The 20,088-nt window shown below is 42.6% G+C and carries 19 protein-coding genes and 3 tRNA genes; 18 read left to right on the top strand and 4 right to left on the bottom strand.

Features of this window, described 5'->3' with window-relative positions:
- Nucleotides 1-49 precede the first annotated feature (49 nt).
- A complete protein-coding gene (locus JHD45_RS14090) occupies nucleotides 50-334 on the bottom strand; it encodes a hypothetical protein (RefSeq protein ID WP_199477144.1) in 285 nt (94 codons plus the stop codon).
- 121 nt (nucleotides 335-455) lie between these two features.
- On the opposite strand from JHD45_RS14090, the gene JHD45_RS14085 reads away from it, so the two are divergent.
- From JHD45_RS14085 to JHD45_RS14065, 4 genes are all read left to right on the top strand, one after another.
- Nucleotides 456-623, top strand: a complete 168-nt coding sequence (locus tag JHD45_RS14085) for a hypothetical protein (RefSeq protein WP_199477143.1) — start codon at nucleotides 456-458, stop codon at nucleotides 621-623.
- A 94-nt stretch (nucleotides 624-717) separates the two neighbouring features.
- Nucleotides 718-1,029, top strand: coding sequence for a DUF1778 domain-containing protein (locus JHD45_RS14080; RefSeq protein ID WP_199477142.1), 312 nt, complete (start codon nucleotides 718-720; stop codon nucleotides 1,027-1,029).
- Nucleotides 992-1,495, top strand: a complete 504-nt coding sequence (locus JHD45_RS14075; protein WP_199477141.1) for a GNAT family N-acetyltransferase — start codon at nucleotides 992-994, stop codon at nucleotides 1,493-1,495. The genes JHD45_RS14080 and JHD45_RS14075 overlap by 38 nt, the downstream gene beginning before the upstream one ends.
- A gap of 448 nt (nucleotides 1,496-1,943) precedes the next feature.
- A complete protein-coding gene (locus JHD45_RS14065) occupies nucleotides 1,944-2,243 on the top strand; it encodes a hypothetical protein (RefSeq protein WP_067013980.1) in 300 nt (99 codons plus the stop codon).
- Nucleotides 2,244-2,429: 186 nt separating this feature from the next.
- On the opposite strand, the gene JHD45_RS14060 is transcribed toward JHD45_RS14065, so the two are convergent.
- Nucleotides 2,430-2,828, bottom strand: coding sequence for a helix-turn-helix domain-containing protein (locus JHD45_RS14060; RefSeq protein ID WP_067013982.1), 399 nt, complete (start codon nucleotides 2,826-2,828; stop codon nucleotides 2,430-2,432).
- A gap of 162 nt (nucleotides 2,829-2,990) precedes the next feature.
- On the opposite strand from JHD45_RS14060, the gene JHD45_RS14055 reads away from it, so the two are divergent.
- The 4 genes from JHD45_RS14055 to JHD45_RS14040 all read left to right on the top strand — a co-directional run bounded on the left by JHD45_RS14055 (nucleotide 2,991) and on the right by JHD45_RS14040 (nucleotide 7,236).
- Nucleotides 2,991-4,139 (top strand): EAL domain-containing protein, encoded by a 1,149-nt coding sequence (locus JHD45_RS14055; protein ID WP_199477140.1) that lies wholly within the window; start codon nucleotides 2,991-2,993, stop codon nucleotides 4,137-4,139.
- 142 nt (nucleotides 4,140-4,281) lie between these two features.
- The gene (locus tag JHD45_RS14050; protein ID WP_199477139.1) at nucleotides 4,282-5,901 is read left to right on the top strand and encodes a methyl-accepting chemotaxis protein; all 1,620 of its coding nucleotides are present in this window, start codon (nucleotides 4,282-4,284) and stop codon (nucleotides 5,899-5,901) included.
- Nucleotides 5,902-6,133: 232 nt separating this feature from the next.
- Nucleotides 6,134-6,631, top strand: coding sequence for a DUF4156 domain-containing protein (locus JHD45_RS14045; protein ID WP_199477138.1), 498 nt, complete (start codon nucleotides 6,134-6,136; stop codon nucleotides 6,629-6,631).
- 158 nt (nucleotides 6,632-6,789) lie between these two features.
- The gene (locus tag JHD45_RS14040) at nucleotides 6,790-7,236 is read left to right on the top strand and encodes an acyl-CoA thioesterase (protein WP_199477137.1); all 447 of its coding nucleotides are present in this window, start codon (nucleotides 6,790-6,792) and stop codon (nucleotides 7,234-7,236) included.
- A gap of 101 nt (nucleotides 7,237-7,337) precedes the next feature.
- On the opposite strand, the gene JHD45_RS14035 is transcribed toward JHD45_RS14040, so the two are convergent.
- A tRNA-Leu gene (locus tag JHD45_RS14035) sits at nucleotides 7,338-7,422 on the bottom strand.
- A 66-nt stretch (nucleotides 7,423-7,488) separates the two neighbouring features.
- Nucleotides 7,489-8,730: an EAL and HDOD domain-containing protein gene (locus tag JHD45_RS14030; RefSeq protein WP_199477136.1), complete on the bottom strand. Its 1,242-nt coding sequence runs from the start codon at nucleotides 8,728-8,730 to the stop codon at nucleotides 7,489-7,491.
- A gap of 358 nt (nucleotides 8,731-9,088) precedes the next feature.
- Between JHD45_RS14030 and JHD45_RS14025 the strand changes: the two genes are divergently transcribed.
- The 10 genes from JHD45_RS14025 (at nucleotide 9,089) to JHD45_RS13980 (ending at nucleotide 19,742) form a co-directional block, all read left to right on the top strand.
- Nucleotides 9,089-9,164, top strand: a tRNA-Ala gene (locus tag JHD45_RS14025).
- Nucleotides 9,165-9,210: 46 nt separating this feature from the next.
- Nucleotides 9,211-9,286 (top strand) — tRNA-Ala (locus tag JHD45_RS14020).
- A 130-nt stretch (nucleotides 9,287-9,416) separates the two neighbouring features.
- Nucleotides 9,417-9,671, top strand: coding sequence for a type II toxin-antitoxin system ParD family antitoxin (locus JHD45_RS14015; RefSeq protein WP_067013994.1), 255 nt, complete (start codon nucleotides 9,417-9,419; stop codon nucleotides 9,669-9,671).
- Nucleotides 9,661-9,963 (top strand): type II toxin-antitoxin system RelE/ParE family toxin, encoded by a 303-nt coding sequence (locus JHD45_RS14010; protein ID WP_199477135.1) that lies wholly within the window; start codon nucleotides 9,661-9,663, stop codon nucleotides 9,961-9,963. Before JHD45_RS14015 ends, JHD45_RS14010 begins: the two co-directional genes overlap by 11 nt.
- 392 nt (nucleotides 9,964-10,355) lie before the next feature.
- Nucleotides 10,356-10,553 carry a methylation-associated defense system helix-turn-helix domain-containing protein MAD1 gene (gene mads1, locus JHD45_RS14005; RefSeq protein ID WP_199477134.1) on the top strand — a complete coding sequence of 66 codons (198 nt, stop codon included), beginning with the start codon at nucleotides 10,356-10,358 and terminating at the stop codon, nucleotides 10,551-10,553.
- Nucleotides 10,554-10,559: 6 nt separating this feature from the next.
- The gene (locus JHD45_RS14000; protein ID WP_199477133.1) at nucleotides 10,560-13,313 is read left to right on the top strand and encodes a class I SAM-dependent DNA methyltransferase; all 2,754 of its coding nucleotides are present in this window, start codon (nucleotides 10,560-10,562) and stop codon (nucleotides 13,311-13,313) included.
- Nucleotides 13,313-14,317, top strand: coding sequence for a virulence RhuM family protein (locus tag JHD45_RS13995; RefSeq protein WP_199477132.1), 1,005 nt, complete (start codon nucleotides 13,313-13,315; stop codon nucleotides 14,315-14,317). The genes JHD45_RS14000 and JHD45_RS13995 overlap by 1 nt, the downstream gene beginning before the upstream one ends.
- A gap of 4 nt (nucleotides 14,318-14,321) precedes the next feature.
- Entirely contained in the window at nucleotides 14,322-16,379 is a 2,058-nt protein-coding gene (locus JHD45_RS13990) for a DEAD/DEAH box helicase (protein WP_199477131.1), read from the top strand.
- Nucleotides 16,372-17,583 carry a GIY-YIG nuclease family protein gene (locus JHD45_RS13985; RefSeq protein WP_199477130.1) on the top strand — a complete coding sequence of 404 codons (1,212 nt, stop codon included), beginning with the start codon at nucleotides 16,372-16,374 and terminating at the stop codon, nucleotides 17,581-17,583. The genes JHD45_RS13990 and JHD45_RS13985 overlap by 8 nt, the downstream gene beginning before the upstream one ends.
- A 50-nt stretch (nucleotides 17,584-17,633) precedes the next feature.
- Complete coding sequence (locus tag JHD45_RS13980) at nucleotides 17,634-19,742, top strand: hypothetical protein (protein WP_199477129.1); 2,109 nt, start codon at nucleotides 17,634-17,636, stop codon at nucleotides 19,740-19,742.
- Nucleotides 19,743-20,088: the final 346 nt, after the last annotated feature.

Genomic DNA, 20,088 nt, shown 5'->3' with positions numbered 1-20,088 from the left:
GTAAGAAGCACAAAAAGCCCACCGAGCGTGGGCTTTAGTTGATCCTATCTTACAGATCAGTTATATGGGTTATATGAGGTTCACCCTTACCTGGTAGTGGAGCAAAGATTTGAATCATCTTCGTACATTCAGGTGGCTCAGGGTTTACATTTACATATTTTACATTACAGATGAATCGATAGTTCATACCTGCAACAACTTGCGTAGAAACAAGTAAAGGGATGTACTCTAGAAGCAGGTTATACGATGTAAGTTTATCAAACATCTCTCTTTCTTCTTTACTGATATCTGGTGAAAAAGGTGTCCATCCGCCAGACATTTGCTTATTCTCCATTTTAATCTCCTTGTCTATATGTGTTAAATATCCCCTTTGATATGGGGTACAGACGCAGAATAGGGCTATTATTTTATTAAGTCGATTACACGGGATTACACGAAAAACTTGGAGTGTAAGGTTGGCAGTGAAAGTCGTTGTCATTACCAAGCATTTTGATAAGCGTCATGACAACATCTTGCGTAAGATAGAAAGCTTAGAATGCAGTGACGAATACCGTGCCCTCAATTTTGAGGTGATGGCAAAGCGGGGTACCAAGTGTGTTGTTGTGGTAAGTGTAGTAGTTTAGGTGTTTGTGGTGCCATAATGGCAACACTTAAGAGGCTTGTTGCCCAAAACGGTAGATGAAAGACTGTAAATACAAACAGTCTAGGAGATGGAGTATGCAGACTTCTCAAACGCAAGAAAATGTGCGTCTCGTTGCGCGAGCACCAAAAGAGGTTCAAGAGATCATTATTAGCGCGGCGGAGCTGTCCGGTGCTTCAATGTCTCAGTTTATGATTGATGCCGCTTTAGAAAAGGCAAAAGAAGTGGTAGAGCGAAACAGGCTACTGACGTTGTCTATGGAAGGGGCTAACCGATTTTTTGATGCATTAGATAACCCGCCAGAGATTCAACATCTTGATGACGCTTATGATGCGCTAAAGGGTTATGAGAATGGCAGTGTTACCTTTAAAAGAAAGCCACAATCGTAAACGATTCGATTGTGGCAATGAACGAATTAACAAATTTCTAAAAGAGTCTGCGCACAGTGCAGCAAAGCGTAATCTGTATAGGACGTTTGTTCTAGAAGGAAGCGATGAAACAGACATTGCGGGCTTCTACTCGCTCAGTAATATTGAGGTCAAAGTTCCTGTCCCTCATAAACTGTATAAGAAATACCCTAACCCATTGCCCGGCGTGGTATTAGCCAGAATGGGCGTGGATGAAGGTTACCAAGGGCAGGGCATCGCCAAAATCATGGTAATCGACGCAATGCGGCGGACTTTACTGATAAACGAACATATGGGCGTCGTTGGACTGTTTGTCGATGCCAAAGACGATGACCTCGTTACATTTTATCAGAATTGCGGCTTTATCTTCCTTCAGAAGGAAGAACACACCGCCAAACTTTGGATGCCGATCGACTCGATTGTGGCATTCTTTAAAGATAGAAAATAACTGAATTTAGGGAAGGCAATTGAGATGGGGGTGGTCTATTACCGTGAGCGGGAGTTGGCGTATTACTGTCGAGTTTGTTGATGGTTATGCTTACATTCTCAACTATGAGGATTATCACTAATGAGTATGCACACCCTCTATACTCAGGCGAATTCATCCGTGATGTTTATCTTGAACTTGGGCACCACTTAGTGGTGTTTTTTTTGCATTCAATGGCTGATAAAGCAGGCCTCTTCTGTAGTGGTTTGTGCCTTGGTTTGTTCGGGTGAAAATGCTCTTCAATCCTTTCTATACGGGCGTTTGACCAATCTTCTGAATGTGCTATTTTATAAATAATCACTATAAACTATTGGAATGTAAATATGGTTTATTTGATTTTACCAAGTGGAATATTCCTTGCTAATCTTAGTTTGTCTGTTTGATAAGCCTTAACATGGAGGGCTGTCTGATGAATTTACCTAAAGAACTCTCAACAACTGTATTAAATACTCGATTTAATGGTGAAGCGGCTGCTATTCGTCATTGCTTATTAAAAGAAAGGGATGGTAAATACGCATCCTGGGATGATGAGTATGAGGAAGATGATGGGTACGGTGGCGATGATTATGAGGGCGATGACTTCGACTATGAGTATGAAGAAGATAGTATGCCTGACTATGAGGATGGATTTTTCGCCGATACGGATGATGATCTTGGGTACATGGAAGAGCAGGACGACGATTTTTCCATGAATAACTATTACCGCTAACCCTCTTGAATTTTGCTGCCGATAAAAGACTGTTGGTTTTTCATCGGCCTCTACTCTCTTTGTATGAAGCTGGCGTGCAGCCAGCTTCTAAAGATATCTTTAGCTTCTTTTAGAAGAGTCCCTGCTATGTTGTTATGGGACGATGGTTGCCCCGTCTTTGAGGTGAGTGTCTTTGCTAAAAGTGCGCTACTTATCCATTTTACCTTGCCACTTGTGTAGGGTTTTTAGCTGTTCCAGTAGTAAAAACTTATTGTTTGGTGTGAGTTCGCTGAACAATTTTAGGACGGTTTGAGCGTCATTGTTAAGCAGTAACTGGTTGATGTTTTTTGCCGTCTTCTCCTCATTCTCTTCTGTTTCCAAAAAGAAAAAAATGTCGTCTATTGGTTGTTCGCATGCGGCGTACAGCATAGATGGTGTGGTGTTTAGAGCTTTGGCGAGTTTGAGTAGTGCTTTTTGCGAGGGTTGCCTTTGCCCTTTTTCAATTCGTGAAATATTGCTGGTAGCCATATCAGCCTCCAGAGCAACTTGTTCTTGCGTCATATTGCGTTGAATTCGCAGTATTTTTATAACATGGCCAATCGTCATGGCAAGATTATCCGTTTTGTTTTGCCTTTAAGGCAAAACCTATGGGGCAATTTGCTTGACTCTATTTGCCTATTAGGCAATATTGGTGAATCTTTATGTCTTAAAGACAAGTGATCAGTGGTGTCTTGTGGCTTCTGAAGCATGCTATAGAAGGGTTGGGTTGTGAAAAAGGATGATTTAAATGCTGAGCTTAATTCGCCAGAGCTTCAAGAGTCGAATGATAGCTTAATTGTGTTGGATAGTAATGATTTGATTGTTTCTTGTAATGAGAAAGCAAGACAACTGTTTCTATTATCCCATTTACCCATTGATAAGCCCTTACTTCTGGAATACTTCTGGTTTGAACTCGACATGCGAGTGTTTCACTTAAGTGAGTTCAAATGCTTCACAGGAAAGACAATCAAATTGATGCTGGTGTCTAGTGGTCGCGAGGCTTATCAAGTGAGTGTCTCAGTCGAGACATTTCACCTGTTGGGTCAGCCGTACTTCTGCCTGTTAGTTCGAAGGGGATCGGGCGAATTGGGTGATGATAAGGTTTCGTCAGACTATTTAATGGCTAAAGCCTTAAGCGCAGATTTGCAACGTGATTTATTAGAGCTTTACTACCAACCGCAAATCAATGCATCGGACGGAAGTCTCTATGGGCTTGAGGTATTGTCAAGGTGGAATAGTCAGGAATTTGGTCAAGTTGCACCTGATGATTTTATTGCTCTTGCTGAAAATTTTGGATTTATCGCTGAATTAGATTTGTGGGTTCTGCGTCATGCTTGTCAGCAATTGGCAAAATGGCGAAAACAAAAGATCAATATTCCTAGAGTAGCAGTCAATTTTTCCCCTTTTAGTTTTGATTATCCTAACCTAAAAAATATTATTCGTTTTGTTTTAAGTGATAATGCTATTTTACCTAGTAGTTTAGTCATTGAATTGACGGAAAATAAAAAAATAAGATCCATCGATTATTTTTCGGATATGGTCAATGCCATTCACAATATGGGTATTGATATATCAATAGATGATTTTGGTGTGGGCTATTCTAATCTTAAGAGGCTACTTCGATTACCTGTTTCACAATTAAAGTTGGATCGAGCTTTTGTTAATGGGCTGCCCCAAAAAGCATCAAAAAATTTAACGGAAAGTGTCCTAGTTATCAGTCAGTCAATAGGGGCTGTCTCGATTGCTGAAGGGGTTGAAAGCCAAGAACAGTTTGATTGCTTGAAGAAAATGGGATATGAGGTGATACAAGGGTATTTCTTTTGCCCGCCATTACCAAAGAGCAAGTTAGAGACATGGCTGTGTCAAAAAGTCTGTTAGTGGTTGCATAGAGGCTATTTTATATATTGCCTTGTTATTCGTTAAAAGAAAATTTTCTTTTAACTTTTCTGTGTGTTTTCAAATTAAATAGTTATTTATTGTTAATAAATTTTTAAAGCCCTATAAGTTAAAAGGAATGGGTATGTTAAGAAGTTTTAATATTAGATTGCGATTAATGATGTCCTTTTTATTAATGATTCTTCTTCTAATGTGTTTAGGGTTGATCGCAATTTCTTCTATGAAGGGGATACGTGCCAATTCAAAAACAATAGAGGAAAAAGTTGTTCCAGCGATCATTAGCTTAGGGAATATAAACAGTGAATTGATGAGGGTAAGGATATTTACCTTTCGATTATTAAGTGATGGGGATAAAACGGAAAAAGAAAATACCTTAGAGAGCATTAATAAGATAAAGGAAAGTGTCGCTGGTTTTGAGGAAGACTATGAGAAAACACTTCACTCAGAGCGTGAAAGACGTTTATTTGATCAATTTAAAGAGCAACAAAATCACTACTATACAACGCAACATCAGGTGGTGGCGCTGGCAATGAAAGATCAAAAAGAGGCCATTGGAGATTTATTGCCTAATATGAACCACTCTGCCGATGATATGGTTCAATTGCTGAAAGTACTGGTGTCCGCCAGCCATAAAGGAGCAGATCAGGCCAGGCTTAAATCCGTCAAAGAATATAACGATAGCTTTATCTTGATTGTGACTATTATTGCCGCTGCTGCAGCCATTGCCGTTGCTATTGCCTTGGTGATCTCTAAGAGTATCAATAAGCCGCTACAAGAGGTGGTTGATTCTGCTGAAAGTATTGCTGAGGGGGATTTAACTCAGCTTGTCACAGTGCAAGGTAATGATGAATTGACTCGCTTGAGTAGTGCGATACAAGCAATGCAAGGGAGTTTGCGAGAGGCTATTGTGCATATCGGTGACTCTTCTGGACAACTTTCTTCAGCTGCGGAAGAGTTGAACAGTGTGACAGAAAACTCATCGAATAGTTTGATGTTACAGAATAATGAGATCCAACAGGCCGCTGCCGCTATTACAGAAATGAGCGCGGCAGTGGACGATGTGGCGAGAACGGCGCACAAGGCATCTGAAGTATCGGCTGAATCAACAAAACTGGCCGTAGAAGGGAAAGAGCGCGTGGCACAGACGACGTCGGTCATTCTTGAGATGAACGACGAAATGCAGGTCAGTTCTCGAGTGATTAACCAATTGGCCGAACAGATTGCTTCGATTAGCAAAATTTTAGACGTGATACGTGCGATTGCAGAACAGACCAATTTATTAGCGCTGAATGCGGCCATTGAAGCGGCACGTGCAGGTGAAGCCGGTCGTGGTTTCGCTGTGGTGGCGGATGAGGTTAGAAACCTTGCTCATCGTACTCAAGAGTCGACGCAGGAAATTGAAACCATGGTGCATCAAGTGCAAACGTCGGCGAGTGAGGCGGTTGCTTCAATGGATAGCACGGGGCAAAAAAGTAACCAGGCTCAGATTGTCGTGGCAGAAGCAGTTGAAGTATTGGAACAGATTACCGCCCATATTATGTCGATTACCGACAGTAGCCATTTAGTTGCCAGCGCCACAGAGGAACAGTCGCAAGCGGCTAAAGAGATAGACGCTAATCTCACTGCGATTAGCGATTTGGCTGCACAAACCGTCGTGGGTGCAAACCAGACGAGTGCAAGTGCGGCTGAGTTAACACGCTTGGCAATCGAGTTAAACGCTCTGGTATTAAAATTTAAAGTATGAGGCGTTCGTGATAGGGCAGTGTTTCGACAACTTGATGAAAACCACCTCTACGGGTGGTTTTTTTTTGTGCTGTTTTCTTGTGTCTATGACTCGTAAATTTTATTTGTTGTTTGGGATCCTTAAGCGATAATCTTGTCAAACTTTACTCAGTGAGTCATTGTCGTGTATTGCCATGCTGCTGTATTGGTTGCCATCAGAATAATTAGGAGAGACGTTAGGTATGATAATGTGGATGAGATGCTTGTGGGTCGTGGTCTTTTCGCTCGTGTTGCAAGGTTGTGCTTCGGGTTCTTATCAACTGACAGGGGAGAAGCGTCCTGCTATCAAAGCAGATCAAGTGACTGTGTTTAAGGAAAAACCCAGTTTCGATTATGAGGTGCTGGGTACAGTGCAGTCGAGCAGTGAAAATGGCTTTTCAGCGGATTCAAGAAAAGAAAAAGCGATCAACGAATTAAAAGAGCAGGCTGCGAAAATAGGTGCCAATGGCGTGATCATCACAAGCATCACTCAATCCTCTTTTAGAGGGACGGGTGTTGGTTTGGGGTTATCTGTGGGCAGTGGTGGTTTTGGTACAGGGATAGGCTCTGGCTTTGCTTTGCCTGAGGCGGCGTTGACCGGACAGGCAATTTATTTTCCTGTTGAGAAGGGGGCAGTAAAGGGTGATTCAGTGAAGAAGGATACAGCCACTAACCATCCAGCCACCAGTGGCTCGGCTTCTGGTAGTAATTAGTAAAGCAATTGATGAGATGTTGCTATTTTCGGCAATTAGGCATTTATTGTGTTTGATTAGTCGCTATATTTCCTTTGGGTATTCGATAAATAGTCTGAGGCTTTTGTACACTTGTGTTAACCTATAAGAAAATCAAATAGGCCTGTCGAGAGGGTGTTATGTCGGAAAAAGAAGAGAAAGCCAAAGGGCGTTTAACGACGCGAACGGTAGCCATGCCTGGGGACACAAACCCGGCAGGTGATATTTTTGGTGGTTGGGTTGTCTCACAAATGGACATCGCAGCGGGTATCTGTGCTGGTCAGCGTGCTCAGGCGCGAGTGGTGACGGTAGCGTTAGATCAGATGAGCTTTATTCGCCCTGTCAAGGTAGGGGATGTGCTTGGCGTATATACCCGAGTTGAGTCAGTGGGTCGAACTTCCATGAATATCCATGTGGAATCTTGGGTGCGTCGCTCGCGCATTGGTATTCGTGAAAAAGTCACAGAAGGTATGTTTAAATTTGTGGCCATTGATGATCATGGTAATCCAACACCGATACCGGATCGTGAAGACTTGCCCGACTATGTGATTGAGCACCTTGGAGAAGAGGGGTTGGGTGTTGTTTAGCTTTTTTACGTGTTGCTCGTTTTGACATTGAGCTAAAGAGTGAGCTTTTGTAGCCATGAAATGAAAAAAAGCGCTTACCGAAGTAAGCGCTTTTTTTATGTTGGTACCAGTAGGCGGACTCGAACCGCCACACCCGAAGGCAACGGATTTTGAATCCGTCGTGTCTACCAATTCCACCACACTGGCCTTGAAAAGGTGTTGCGTATTCTATGGTTTTTTATAACCCTGTCAACACTTTAGATGGAAAAAAGTTTAACTAATTGCTCTTAGAACATTGTTTGACCAAATCATCGCATCTAAAAAGGCTCGATTGTATTTTGCTCTGTTCTCTTTGCTGACAGTGCCTAGTACAGACGACTGATTATTTTCTATTCCCAAGGTGATTTTTAGATACTCACCTAGCTTGCCTTTATAGTCAAAAATCGCATCGATGATGTCTTGGCCAAGTGATACCTGCTCTAAAATTAAATGTTTTTCTATGCCATATAGTGCGTCAATACCAGACATGGTGCCAGTGATAAACGCCGTATCGCTCAGGTTTTTCTCATCTTGCTCAGCAAGTATCTGACAGCAACGACCCCGTGTTAATAGCATCTTCATTAATGCTTCTGAGCTTGATGACGATGAAGCAAGTGTGATGAGCAAAGCCCAGCGTTTGATTTGCACTAAACCAAGAAAAATCACTGCATCCTTAATGGATTCAACCCGTTTGCTAATACCGCAAAGTGGGCTATTTAAAATACGCAGTAATTGAAAAGACAATTTGGGACTTTGGGCGACCAACTCGGTTACTTTATTGATGCTAATGTCTTTATCTTGCAGCGCTGTCACTAGGCGTAAAGCGCTTTGTGTTGTTGAATCGATCTTCTTGCCTTTGATAGGAGAAGGGGATTGCAAAAAACAGCCTTGGAAGAGATCAAAGCCAATGTCTTTGCAAAGCTCAAACATACTTTGGTCTTCTATCTTTTCGGCCAATAAAATAAGCCCTCTTGCCTTGAGTTGGTTAATCTGCTCGCTAAACAGATTAGGCGATGTCAGTTTCACATCAATTTTAATGACGGAGATAAAGGGAAGCAGTGCTTCGTATTCCTCACTGAATTGATAATGATCCAGAGCGAAACGATAACCCGCCTGCCGCCAGCGTGAGACGGCCTTAATAAAGTCCTCGGAGATCACTTGATTCTCAACAATTTCAATATAAAGCGTGTTGGGATCAATGGGAATGAAGGCGTCTGATAGAATCAGCTCTGTTGTCATATTGACAAAAAAAGGCATGCGAATCTGGCTTTCAAGCTGATTGATGCCGATGCATAAATTGACCAACACTTGGCTGGTGGCACTGTTACCATCCGTTGGCTGTAGACCATCGCTGGCTTGGGTCGTGTGAGTGTCATCGCGAAACAATAGCTCGTAGCCAAACATCTCTCTATTTCTTTTGAAAATAGGCTGTTGGGCCATCATAAGCTCGTCTAGTGTGCTTGAAAATTCGCTCATAGGTTCTCTAAAACTACATCATTTGAAGAGAGGCTGTTGCACCATTTGATTAGTAGGAAATCGGTGCGGGCCAACACTTTGTTTACAATAGACTCAAAATGCCTTTATCCACCTGAAAAGTTGGCTTTAGCATCCTGCGTCGCCCTAAGACATACATCCTTACTGATGTCTGGTGTTGATTTATCCACAATTAGTATAAAACCATGATAAATACTACGCAGCAATCGAGAGGACTGTCGTTGCACGATTTATTCTTTTATGGGGTCACGAAGAGGAAAAAAGACAAGATCTTGTTTATGAAGGTATTAAAATGATTGACAGGGCGGTAAGTCATCAATAGAATCTTCCGCAGTTTTTTGGGGGTATAGCTCAGCTGGGAGAGCGCTTGCATGGCATGCAAGAGGTCTGCGGTTCGATCCCGCATATCTCCACCAACTTTTCTTCATAGAACATCTCAGGATACCTTATCCGATTTTATTCGGGGCTATAGCTCAGCTGGGAGAGCGCTTGCATGGCATGCAAGAGGTCAGCGGTTCGATCCCGCTTAGCTCCACCAATCCTTTATACTTCATTCTTCTTTCAAGTCAGCTATGTTTTTTGTTGTCAGGTGCTGTTTATTTAATAACCATCAAATTGACAGAGTTACCAAATATTAGTAGTTTTAAAGGGAAAATAGAGGGGGTATTATGCCGACGACCAGTATTGATTTAGGTGAGCATTTCACCAGCTTCATTGCAAATCTGAAAGAAACAGGCCGCTACCGTAACGCCAGCGAGGCTGTACGTGCAGGGTTGCGCTTGTTGGAAGAGCAAGAGGCCGAATATCAAGCCAAACTGGAAAACTTGCGCCAAGCTTTACAGGCTGGAGAAGAAAGCGGCGAAAGCACTCTGACTCACGCCCAAATCATCGCCCAAGCGAAAGCCAAGCTGAATGGTCAATAAAGCCTACACCTACTCAAAGCTTACCGCACAAGACCTGATTGATATTTACCTCTACACCGCCCAGACGTGGGGTCAAAAGCAGGCCGATATTTACGACACAGGGCTTGAACGCGCCGTGATCTTATTGGCAGACACTCCAAGCCTTGGACGTACCTGCGATGACATCAAAACAGGGTATCGCCGTTTTGAGCATGAGCACCACATCATCTTTTACAGAAAGCGTGAAAAGGATATTTTCATTATCCGCATCCTGCATAAGTCCATGGATATTCAACAGCATATATTAAGCTAGGCGACCATTCCCATAAAAAAACAAGCCTCTGCACCATCATCATGCAAGCCTTCGGCTACGCCACCGAAGCCCAAACCCTCGACTACCTTTACATACTTCCAGACGAAAATCGTGACCTATATCTAATCCTAGCGTTGTAAGAGCAAAAAACTGTGCCATAAGTTGTGCGGGAGATTTGTAACTATACTATGCTGAAACAACGGCTTACGACCCAAAGCGGACATTAATTAAGTAAACTTTTCCCCGGATTTTCAATGCAATATAAAGCCATTTAGTCCAGATAGACCCTTTTTGTGCTCCGTGTGCGAAAGCAGGGTGTATGCCTCTGTTTTGCGTTGAAAATTCCTATATTTTCCTCTATTCTCTCCACAACATTCAACGTGGCAGGCATCATGGCTGAAGAAATTTTGACCCTCAAAGAGGTCGCAACATACCTAAAACTCGCGGAAAAAACCGCCTATAAGCTAGCAGCCGAGGGCAAGTTGCCAGGCTTTAAAGTTGGTGGTAGCTGGCGCTTTAAGCAGACTGATATAGAACGCTGGATAGAAGAGAAGAAAACCAGCAGCAAAGACAATAATGATAAAGGGTAAGTACCGTTGAACGCAGTAGAGATAGAAGAAGCGATAAGCCACTTAGCCGAACAGGTATTCGATCCCGCAGAGTTTCCCTATGTCTTCTTGGAAGCGTTTGGTAATAAAGCCACTACGATCAAGCGATTAAAAAGTGGTTCGACCAATGCCTCTGATATCGAAGGCGGTGTATTACAGCGCAACAATATTCATATTGCGGTATGTGTAGAGGGTAATGTCACGACGACGTTACAGGCTCTCAAGGCCAGCCCAGCTACAAGCAAAGCCAAAGCTAAATTCATATTGGTAACCGATGGCATCAACCTAGAGGCGGAAGACCTTGCTTCCGGCGAAACGGTTGCTTGCGACTACAAAGACTTCCCCAACCACTTTGGCTTTTTCTTGCCATTGGCGGGCATTACCACGGTTAAACAAATCCGCGAAAACACCTTTGATATACGAGCGACAAGTCGCTTAAATCGCTTGTATGTTGAACTGCTAAGAAACAACCCCGATTGGGGGACCTCAGAACGCCGCCATGATATGAACCACTTTATGGCGCGGTTGATTTTTTGCTTCTTTGCTGAAGATACCGATATTTTTAACGGCGATAACCTGTTTACCGCCACCATTGAGCAAATGAGCGCAAAAGATTCTTCTAACACCCATGAGGTGATGAGCGAAGTTTTCCGCGCCATGAATACCAAAACCACGGATCGTCAAAAAGAAAAGATCCGCTCATGGGCCGATGGCTTCCCTTATGTCAACGGCGGACTTTTCTCAGGTAGCACAGAAGTGCCACGCTTTACCAAAATTGCCCGCTCTTATCTGCTACATGTCGGCACCTTGGACTGGAAGCAAATCAACCCAGATATTTTTGGCTCTATGATTCAGGCGGTGGCAGATGATGAGGAGCGTGGCGCATTAGGGATGCACTACACCAGTGTGCCTAATATCTTAAAAGTTCTAAATCCATTGTTCCTGGATGACCTACGTGAGCAATTAGCGCAAGCCGCCGATAGCCCGCGCAAGTTACTTAACTTGCGTAAACGTCTATCCAATATTCGTGTCTTTGACCCTGCCTGCGGCTCAGGGAATTTTTTGGTCATTGCTTATAAGCAGATGCGGGAAATTGAAGCGAAAATTAACGAACGTCGCGGCGAAAAAGGGCGTCCTAGTGATATCTCTCTTAGAAGCTTTCGGGGTATTGAACTGCGGGATTTTCCGGCAGAAATTGCACGGCTTGCGTTAATTATTGCTGAGTATCAGTGTGATGTTTTATATCGCGGTCAAAAAGAAGCACTGTCGGTATTTTTACCTCTGGATACTGAAAACTGGATTACCTGTGGCAATGCATTAGAAATGGATTGGCTTTCGATTTGTCCACCCTCAGGAAAGACGGTAACACTGGCAGGAGATGACCTTTTCAGCACACCTGCAAATCAAGCTGAAGTGGATTTTGAAAATGAGGGTGGAGAAACCTATATCTGTGGCAATCCTCCATATCTTGGTTCCCGCGATCAAAAAGATGAGCAAAAAGCGGAATTGCAGTCTATTTTCGACAATCGAGTTAAGAACTGGAAATCTCTGGATTATGTTGCGGCATGGTTTATGAAGGCTGCCGATTACGGAATAAACACTCAGTCTGCCGCTGCTTTTGTCTCCACAAACTCAATATGCCAAGGTTTACAAGTTCCAACGCTGTGGCCAGAAATTTTCGCCAGTGGCTGTCAGATCGAATTTGCCCATACGTCTTTTCGCTGGGCAAATCTTGCAAGCAATAATGCTGGCGTAACAGTCGTTGTCATTTGTATTTCTAGACAACCCCGTACCCCGCGGCGCTTATTCTCACTAAACGATTCATTTGAAACTATTGAGCGACAGTGTTCCCACATCAACGCTTATCTAACCTCTGGGGAAAGTGCCATTGTAGACAAGGCAAGCCAACCTATTAGTGAGCAGAACTTGATGACTTTTGGAAATACACCAATTGATGGCGGCAATTTATTGCTTTCCCGTGCGGAACTTGACTTAATGCAACTTACTTCCTCTCAGAAAAGTCTATTCGTTCGGAGGATATACGGCTCAGCCGAACTAATTCGAGGTTTAGAGCGCTACTGTTTGTGGATTGAAAATCGAAGTTTGGCAGAAGCGCAGGAAATTGCTCCTATTGCTCAGCGGATTGAAAATGTACGGAGTTTGCGACGAAATGGGGGAAAAACAGCGAGGGATATTGCCGAAAAGCCCCATCAATTTCAGAGGATGTATTCCGGTAAACATTCAACGATTATCGTTCCTAGTGTATCTTCAGAGTCTAGAAAATACCTGCCTTGTAGTTATGTACCTGCCGGAACCATCGTTTCAAATCTTGCTTTCGCCCTCTATGATGCTCCTCTTTGGAATATGTCGTTAATCGCCTCTCGGCTACATCTCATTTGGATAGCCACAGTTTGTGGAAAACTTAAAACAGATTATCGCTATTCCAATACCCTAGGTTGGAACACTTTTCCATTACCTTCACTGACTCAAAAAAATAAAGATGATTTAACCCGTTGCGCAGAAGATATTCTTCTAGTGCGTGAAGCACATTTTCCAGCAACCATTGCCGATCTCTATGACCCCGAAAAAATGCCCGATAATTTGCGTCGTGCTCATGAACGCAATGATGACGTATTGGAACGCATTTATATTGGTCGTCGCTTTAAAAATGACACGGAGCGCTTAGAAAAGCTCTTTGAGCTCTACACCAAAATGACCTTGAATAAACAAGGACGAAAATAATGGATTTAATTTTATATACCAGTGCGGATGGTAAAACTCGACTTGATCTTAGGGTAGAGGGAGAAACTATCTGGTTAACTCAGCTAGAGATTGCTGAGTTGTTTCAAACCACGAAACAGAATGTTTCTTTGCACGCGAAGAATATTTTTAATGAGGGAGAGTTGCGGGTCGAGGCAACTGTCAAGGAATCCTTGACAGTTCAATCTGAGGGTAAGCGTCAGGTACAGCGCAAGATTGCTATGTACAACTTAGAGCTGATTTTAGCCATTGGTTATCGAGTGCGTTCCCCTCGTGGCGTGCAGTTTCGCCAATGGGCGACAACGCATCTGAAAGAGTATTTGATTAAAGGCTTTGTTATGGATGACGAACGCCTAAAGAACCCCGGTGCTTGGGATTATTTTGATGAGCTACTGGAGCGCATCCGTGATATTCGCGCCTCGGAAAAGCGTTTTTACCAGAAAGTACGAGACCTTTTCGCTCTCAGTTCTGATTACTTACAGCATGAGCAGGATACTCAGTTATTTTTTGCGCAGGCACAAAACAAACTGCTTTATGCTGCTACGGGCTATACCGCAGCCGAGTTGGTGGTGGCTCGTGCGGATGTGAGCCAGCCGAATATGGCGTTAACCTCTTGGAAAGGCAGCCGAGTGCGCAAGCAGGATGTGATCATTGCCAAAAATTATCTGACTGAGGATGAGATTGATACCCTAAATCGCTTGGTAGTGATCTTTCTTGAGCAAGCTGAGTTGCGGGTAAAACAACAAAAGGATCTGACACTTGAATTCTGGCAGAACAATTTAGACCGTATGTTGGCGTTTAATGATCAAGCGGTATTAGATGGTGCTGGGACGGTTAGTCATGAAGAGATGAAACGGATTGCCCAAACGCGTTATGAGGACTTTGACCAACAGCGACGTCAGCATGAAGCAACTGAGGCGGATATCGAAGATTTAAAATCACTGGAAGCACTGGAACAGCGCTTAAAAGATCAAAACAAGGGTTAAAGGCATGACAAACAAACATATTCCTTCGGTTTCCGTTAATTACGCCTGTAATGGTCGCTCAACTAAAGCGAATGAGCTGGGTATGCGTGTTATGCAGGAACGTGCCTACGAAAGGCGAGGCGAACAATACCTTCTGATTAAATCGCCACCAGCATCTGGTAAAAGCCGCGCCTTGATGTTTATCGCGCTGGATAAATTGCATAACCAAAACATCAAAAAAGCCATCATCGTTGTGCCTGAAAAGTCCATTGGTTCTAGTTTCAATAACGAGCCGTTAAGCTTGCATGGTTTCTATTGGGATTGGGAGGTGGTGCCTAAGTGGAATCTATGTAATGCCCCCGGTGAAGACGGCGGCAAGGTGAATTCTGTTAAGGCGTTTTTGGAGAGTGATGACCAAGTATTGGTTTGTACCCACGCCACTTTCCGCTTTGCGGTCGATAAATTTGGTGTTCCCGCTTTTGATGGTTGCCTTATTGCGGTGGATGAATTTCACCATGTTAGTGCTAACCCAGATAACCGCTTAGGCGCTCAATTAGGACAATTTATTGCACGGGATAAAGTGCATATTGTGGCGATGACTGGTTCATACTTTAGAGGTGATGCCGAAGCCGTGTTATCACCAGAGGATGAGGCGAAATTCGATACAATTACCTATACCTACTATGAGCAGTTGAACGGTTATGAATATCTCAAAACCTTGGACATTGGTTACTACTTTTATTCTGGCTCTTATTCGGACGATATTCTCAGTGTGCTGAACCCCAATGAAAAAACCATTATTCACATTCCTAATGTCAATTCTCGTGAAAGCAGCAAAGATAAGATCAAAGAGGTCGAGCATATTATTGATGAGCTGGGTGAATGGCATGGGATTGACCCAGAAACGGGATTCGACCTTGTTAAAGCGAAAGATGGCAAGTTGCTTAAAATTGCAGATTTAGTAGACCCTTCTAAGCAACAGAAAGTGTCTGCGGGATTGCGAATGCCAGAAGCGAAATACAATCGTGATCATGTCGATATCATCATTGCACTGGGTATGGCGAAAGAGGGGTTTGACTGGATATGGTGTGAACATGCTCTCACGGTAGGGTATCGCGCCAGCCTTACAGAAATTATTCAGATTATTGGCCGGGCAACGCGTGATGCCAAAGGCAAAACTCATGCACGATTTACCAACCTGATTGCGGAGCCTGATGCGTCTGAAGAAGCGGTTACCGATGCGGTAAACGATACGTTAAAAGCCATTGCTGCTAGCTTGCTGATGGAGCAGGTGCTTGCCCCCAGATTTAATTTCACACCCAAGAACGCACAAAGCACTCCTGTGGAGGGCTTTGACTATGGTGAAAATGGCTATGATCCCAACGGTAATAATGTCGGTTTCAATGAATCTACTGGGCAATTTCAAATTGAGATTAATGGACTTGCTGAACCCAAAAGCACGGATGCGCAACGCATTTGTCAGGAAGATTTGAACGAAGTCATTACTGCGTTTGTTCAAGACAAAACAGCATTGGAACGTGGTTTGTTTGATGAAGAGACCATTCCTGAAGAACTAACACAGGTTCGTATGGGTAAGATTGTGAAAGACAAATACCCAGAGCTTGACGATGAAGACCAAGAAGCCATCCGCCAACATGCTATCGCTGCGTTAAATCTCACTCAAAAAGCCAAAGAAATCGTCAATCAAAGTAATGACAAGGAGCATAGTGGAAGTACTGCATTTGTCGATGGTGTCAGAAAGTTTGCGATGGATGTGCGTGATCTTGATATAGATCTGATTGATAGTATCAATCCATTCAGGGAAGCCTATGCTATTTTGGCAAAGTCCATGGGGGAAGAAAGCTTGAAGCAGGTTGCTGCGGTCATTGCCGCTAAAAAAGTCTCTCTCACTGAAGAAGAAGCCAGAGAGCTCGTTGACCGTGCTATTAAGTTTAAGAAAGAGCGTGGACGTTTGCCCGAGTTGAGTGCAGCTGACCCTTGGGAAAAGCGTATGGCCGAAGGTATTGCATTTCTTACGCGTAAAGTAGCAGAGGAAAGCTCTTATGGAGAAAACAATGGCTGATACAAAACAGCAAAAGTCTAATAAAGCGCTACTCGAAGAGTTAGGCGTGGAAGTCTCTCCCATAAAAAAAGCGGCCTATTCAGCGAAAGAAGAACGTATTATCGCGGGTTTTGAGGAAATACAGCGCTTTGTCGAAGAGCATGGACACCAACCACAGCATGGCGAAGACAAAGATATTTTTGAGCGTCTATATGCCACGCGCTTAGACCGTATACGGTCGCTAGAGGAATGTAGGAACTTGGTTGAAGCACTGGATTATCAAGGCTTACTGACTCCCGAACAGGGTATTGCCGAAGCGCGAGCAGAATACAAAACGGATGCTGAGTTATTAGATGAGCTAGGTATAACAGCACCAAAAGAAAGTGATGTGACTTTCCTCAAACATGTTAAACCTCGTGCAGAAGTGCGAGCCGCAGAGGAGATCGCCAGCCGCACGCCCTGTGCTGACTTTGATAAATTTAAGCCGTTGTTCGATCAGGTACAAGATCAACTCACCAGCGGCTTACTCGAAGCCAAGGTACTTAAAAGCCAGAAAGGCCAATCAACCATGGCAGAAATCAATCAAGGCGATTGGTTTATTGTAAATGGGCAAAAAGCTTATATTGCGGATATTAGCAAAGAGCGCATTTATGGCTTTGATAAAAACGATTACAGGCTTCGGGTCATCTTTGATAACAAAACAGAAAGTGACTTGCTTCTTCGCTCTATGCAAAAAGCCCTCTATGTAGATGAAGCGAGCAGAAGGATTGTCTCGCTTTCCGCTGGGCCATTATTTGATAGTGTCATGGATGATGAGGATATAGCTAGTGGCACCATCTATGTATTGCGTAGCAAGTCAGAGCATACAACCATTGCAGAGAATCGTAATCTGATACACAAAATAGGTGTGACGGGCGGGAGTGTTAAAACACGTATCGCTAACGCAAGGCAAGATCCCACATATTTGATGGCCGAGGTTGACGTTGTTGCTACTTATGAGCTGTACAATATAAACCGAACGAAACTTGAACATCTCCTGCATCGCTTTTTTGAGCCTTCCAAGCTTGAAATTCAAATCAATGATCGCTTTGGTAATCCTGTGATACCTAGGGAATGGTTTTTCGTACCGCTGTTTATTATTGATGAAGTTGTAGAGAAGATTAAGGATGGAAGTATAAGTCAGTATCGCTATGATGCGAAAAACGTCAAGCTAGTGACAGCGTGAAGCATGAATATTGAGGCGCAATTGATTGTAATGGCATCGGAGGCAAATAAATGACTTTAGATATTCGTGGAAGTTTAAAGAACACACGCATCAACACTAATTATTATGTGGTTATTGATGAATTGTTATCTAATGCCATTGACTCCTACCTTATTAGAAAGGACGCTGAAGATAATGCACCAAGCTTTGAAGTTTATTTTTCTATTGAGCTTTTCAATAAAGATTTAGCCGATCAAAGCCATGACCTAAAAATATCCTGTACAGATAATGGTGCTGGTCTTGGCGATGAGCAAATGAAGGCATTTGTTACAAAAGACACATCCTATAAAGACGACTTAAAAATTAGCGGTATTGGACAGTGCAAAGGCTCAGGCAGAATACAGTTTTTGCATTATTTTTCTAAACTAAAAATTCAAAGCACTTTTTTGTCGGGTGGAGGGTACAAGTTACGTTCATTAAATGTTGACTCCAACAAAAAGGAAATAGACGAAGATTCTTTTCAAACTTCTATATCTCAAGATCAGGAGATGGTAACGACGATCACATTAGATGTGATCAAGTCGGAGGTTTACGAGAAAATATTTTTGGGTAAAAATTTATATGCAGAGTTTTCACCTGAAGCACTAAAAAGTCACGTCCTAATTTCCTGTCTTCAACGGCTCGTTAGCCTTAAGGAGCGACTTGGGGAGTTTTCAATTAGGTTTAAAACGACCCTTGGAGAAAATTCAAGTGAATCTGAGCTGACCTTTGAGGAACTTCCAATTCCAACAAGCGAAGAATTATTGAACATTTATTACCACGACATCTATGGAAACATATTAAGTAGTTTTGAAAGTTTTACTATTACCCATTATCAACTCGATAAAGACCAATATAACTTGAAGAGCAACACAATTGCGCTTTGTGCAAAATCTTCAATTGTTGAAAACATCACGAAGCGTTATCTCAAAACAAAAACGCTGGAAAATAACCCCGTCAACAATCACTACCATATTCTCTTAGTAGAAAGTCAATATCTGAATGAAAATGTCAATGAACAGAGGGATGCTTTTAATTTGCCTCAGGATAATGCAGAAGAATCATCTTTTTTATCGTCAATGCTATCATTTTCAGAAATTTATTCAGAGATAGATGATGTTATCATTCGGATGATCGAGCCACCTGATTGGGATAGGCAGGATATTGTCCGCAATGTAAAGAATCGCTATGGAATCTCTGCTGAAATGATTTCAGAGGCTAATGTGAGAATAACCTATGGAGACACAGAAGAAAAAGTAGTTAAGCGCGTATTAAGTTCTTACCAAGACAAGATTATTAAAGACACATCCGAAATATTTGATATTAGAGAGAAAATCGAAAGTTCAGACCCTTCTAGCGATAAGTTCAGAGAAAAAATAAACGAGCTTGCGTGGAAATATACATCGTCGATAAAAAGTGTTGATATGGCAAATCTCTCTCAGCTTGTGGTTAGGAGAACTGCCATTCTCCAAATACTACAACTTGCCATCAACACCAATCTAAATATTCAGAACCTTTCAGAAGGCAATAGACGGAAAGATGAAGAAATTATCCACAATATTTTCTTTCCGATGCGTACTGACAGCATAGAGTCTGAAGATCACGACATCTGGATATTGAATGAAGAATATCAATATTTTGACTATATCGCTTCTGATATAGCACTATCAAAAATAACGTGGGAAGATGGGTCAAATTTGTTTGCAGATGATATTGACGATGAGCTATCAAAAATTCTTCAAATTAACTATCAGAACAATTCATCCAAAAGACCAGATATAGCGATTTTCAGCAAAGAAGGCTCAGCAATAATTATTGAGTTTAAAGCACCGAATGTCAGCATGGATGCACACATTGGCGATTTGATGGAGTATTCTCAACTTTTAGCCGCTAAATCAAATGGGAAACTAAAAAAGTTTTACGGCTATCTTATTGGCAAAACTGTTAATGTAAATCGACTTACGGGATATAAGCGTTTCCCAAGCAATCGAGGTTGGTTTAATACAGAAGATATTATTGAACATTCATCTGGACAAAGACTGGGTGAATTGTACTCTGAAATTCTTTACTACGATGATGTTGTCGATAGAGCCAACAAGCGACTTGAGGTCTATAAGAAACGCTTGAACCTACACACCTAGAAAGCTACTGCTTTTAAGGAATTCCGTGGACAGTTAACTTGTACTAGACATTAATTCAATGTCTGCTACTAGCCAAAAGACGACACTCCAAGCTGCTCAGGCTGACGAAGGCCAACCCTGAGCAGCTCATTCTAGCCTAATTTAGCACTCCATTTTTCGTTTTTACTTATGAGTATCATTGCCCAAAGAAGCGTCCTTCAACATCCCTTTCCTCTGTGTCAAAATTTGCAATAATTGGTCTTCGCCATTTCTGTCTGTTTCTTCAATCCATATAGACACTCAATTTTCTGCTTTAAAGCGCGCAAGGTCGGGCGATTTTTTCTATACTGTTCGCTTCGTTGTTTGT

The organism is Marinomonas spartinae, from assembly GCF_016461715.1.
Lineage (GTDB): Bacteria > Pseudomonadota > Gammaproteobacteria > Pseudomonadales > Marinomonadaceae > Marinomonas > Marinomonas spartinae_A.
Note: the sequence above shows the minus strand (reverse complement) of the source record. Positions and strands in the feature narration are given on the sequence as shown.